The sequence below is a fragment of the Streptomyces sp. 150FB genome, from assembly GCF_000818195.1.
In the GTDB taxonomy this organism is placed as follows: domain Bacteria; phylum Actinomycetota; class Actinomycetes; order Streptomycetales; family Streptomycetaceae; genus Streptomyces.
Genome location: NZ_JTHL01000001.1, coordinates 7,060,117 through 7,062,892 on the forward strand (window position 1 = coordinate 7,060,117; position 2,776 = coordinate 7,062,892).

The 2,776-nt window shown below is 72.6% G+C and carries 3 protein-coding genes; all 3 read left to right on the top strand.

Annotation, left to right across the window (positions count from 1 at the left end; all coding sequences use genetic code 11):
• A partial coding sequence (gene dprA / locus QR77_RS30350) for a DNA-processing protein DprA (RefSeq protein WP_040028913.1) occupies positions 1 to 972 on the top strand: 972 nt, incomplete at its 5' end.
• Between the two features lie 242 nt (positions 973 to 1,214).
• Positions 1,215 to 2,051: an RNA polymerase sigma factor WhiG gene (gene whiG / locus QR77_RS30355; RefSeq protein WP_040025196.1), complete on the top strand. Its 837-nt coding sequence runs from the start codon at positions 1,215 to 1,217 to the stop codon at positions 2,049 to 2,051.
• Positions 2,052 to 2,112: 61 nt separating this feature from the next.
• Entirely contained in the window at positions 2,113 to 2,670 is a 558-nt protein-coding gene (locus QR77_RS30360; RefSeq protein ID WP_040025198.1) for a TetR/AcrR family transcriptional regulator, read from the top strand.
• Positions 2,671 to 2,776: the final 106 nt, after the last annotated feature.

Here is a 2,776-nt window from a genome sequence, read left to right on the forward strand (position 1 = left end):
CTGCGCGCGGCCTCCGCCGAGCCCGAGCGCGACCTCGCCGCGGTGGCCGGGGTCGGGGGCCGGTTCCTCTGCCCCGGTGATCAGGAGTGGCCCAGCCAGCTCGGCGACCTGGGGGAGGCGGCCCCCGTCGGCCTCTGGGTGCGCGGCGGTCCGGACCTGCGGATCTGGTCGCTGCGCTCCGTCGCCGTGGTCGGGGCCAGGGCGTGTACCCCGTACGGGGCACATATGGCGGCGAGCCTCGGCTCCGGGCTCGCCGAGCGCGGCTGGGTCGTGACGTCCGGCGCGGCCTTCGGTGTGGACGGCGCCGCGCACCGGGGCGCGCTGTCGGCGGGCGGCGCCACCGTCGCCGTGCTGGCCTGCGGTGTCGACGCCGCCTATCCGGCCGGACACGCCGAATTGGTCGCACGCATCGCCGAACAGGGTCTGGTCATCGGTGAATTACCGCCGGGCGACCATCCGACCCGCAGCAGGTTCGTCCTGCGGAACCGGGTGATCGCCGCCCTCACCCGGGGGACGGTCGTGGTGGAGGCGCAGTACCGCAGCGGTTCCCTGGTCACGGCGCGCCACGCGCAGCGCCTCGGGCGCTTCACGATGGGCGTGCCGGGACCTGCGACGAGCGGGCTCTCGGCGGGCGTGCACGAGCTGCTGCGCGGCGAAGGAGTGCTGGTCACCGACGCGGCGGAAGTGGCCGAGCTGGTCGGGGACATCGGTGATCTCGCCCCCGAGCGCCGGGGACCCGTCCTGCCCAGGGACCTCCTCGATCCCGTCAGCGCCCGGGTGCTCGAAGCGCTGCCGGCGCACGGCGCCGCCGGAGGGCGCGACATCGCCAGGGGAGCGGGCACGTCCGCCGACGAGGCGCTCGGCAAGCTGTACGAACTTCATTCTTTGGGGTTCGTCGAACGGAGTGGCGACGGGTGGCGGCTCGCCGGTCATGCCACACCGGTGGGGACGGAGCGGCGAGGCGGTGCTTGACCTGGAGTATTCGGGTGAAAGGGTGACGTCGATGCCCTTGTTGTTCACCTCGATGACGCCTTGGACGCCGGCGCGGGCGGCGGCGGCCCCGGCCCGGAGGGGCGGTCGAGGGGGCGCATCGGCGGGGGCGCGACCATCCGTTCCTCGCACACCGCGACGCTTCAGTCACGCTACGCTCGCCTGGTTCCCGGCCCAGACACATGCCCTCCCGCACTTCACAGCAGAACGGCTCAAGGCAACGCATGCCCCAGCACACCTCCGGGTCTGACCGCGCCGCAGCGCCCCCCGCTGCACGGGAAGCCGTGCGGCCCCCCGCGCCCTCGTCGCTCGACGAGCTGTGGCGGTCGTACAAGACCACGGGCGACGAGCGGCTGCGCGAGCAGTTGATCCTGCACTACTCACCTCTGGTGAAGTACGTCGCGGGCCGGGTGAGCGTGGGACTGCCGCCCAATGTCGAGCAGGCGGACTTCGTCTCTTCGGGCGTCTTCGGGCTCATCGACGCCATCGAGAAGTTCGACATCGAACGCTCGATCAAGTTCGAGACCTACGCGATCACCCGTATCCGTGGCGCGATGATCGACGAACTCAGGGCCCTCGACTGGATCCCACGCTCCGTACGGCAGAAGGCCAGGGCCGTCGAGCGGGCCTACGCCACGCTGGAGGCGCGGCTGCGGCGCACCCCGTCCGAGGTCGAGGTCGCGTCGGAGATGGACATCACGCTGGAGGAACTGCACGCGGTTTTCAGCCAGTTGTCGCTGGCCAATGTCGTGGCCCTGGAGGAGCTGCTGCACGTCGGCGGCGAGGGTGGCGACCGGCTCAGCCTGATGGACACGCTCGAGGACACGGCGGCCGACAATCCGGTCGAGGTCGCCGAGGGCCGCGAGCTGCGCCGGCTGCTGGCCCGCGCCATCAACACCCTCCCCGACCGGGAGAAGACCGTGGTCACGCTGTACTACTACGAAGGCCTGACGCTCGCCGAGATCGGCAACGTCCTGGGCGTCACCGAGAGCCGGGTCAGCCAGATCCATACGAAGTCGGTCCTGCAACTGAGGGGCAAGCTGGCCGACGTGGGACGCTGACCGCCGCGCGCGCCCCTCCCATCCGTAGAGTGGGGGCGTGCCAAGGATTCGAGCGGCCTCCGTGGCCGAGCACCGGACCATGCAGCGCGGCGCCCTGCTGGACGCCGCACGCTCCCTCCTGTCCGAAGGCGGCACGGAGGCACTGACCTTCCCCGCCCTCGCCGAGCGGACGGGCCTCGCCAGGTCCTCGGTCTACGAGTACTTCCGCTCGCGCGCCGCCGTCGTCGAAGAGCTGTGCGCCGTCGACTTCCCGGTGTGGGCGGCGGAGGTCGAAGCGGCCCTGGCCGCGGCCGACACCCCCGAGGCCAAGGTCGAGGCGTATGTGCGGCAGCAGTTGGCGCTGGTCGGGGACCGCCGGCACCGCGCCGTCGTCGCCATCTCGGCGAGCGAGCTGGACGCGGGCGCCCGCGACAAGATCCGCGCGGCGCACGGCGGGCTGATCGCGATCGTCGTCGAGGCGCTCGGCGACCTCGGCCACACCCACCCGAGGCTGGCCGCGATGATGGTGCAGGGCGTCGTTGACGCGGCCGTACGCCGTATCGAACTGGGCGCCGCCGAGGAGCCGGACGTCATCGCCGAGGCCGCCGTCTCCATGGCGCTCCGAGGCGTGCGGGGCTGACATCTCCGCCAGCGGCGCGGCGCGAAAGCCCGCCGCGTACGGCCCGGTGCGCGAGGATCGCGGCCGTCACCAGGGCCAGCGTGTGCGGCGCCGCGGGAGCGACCGC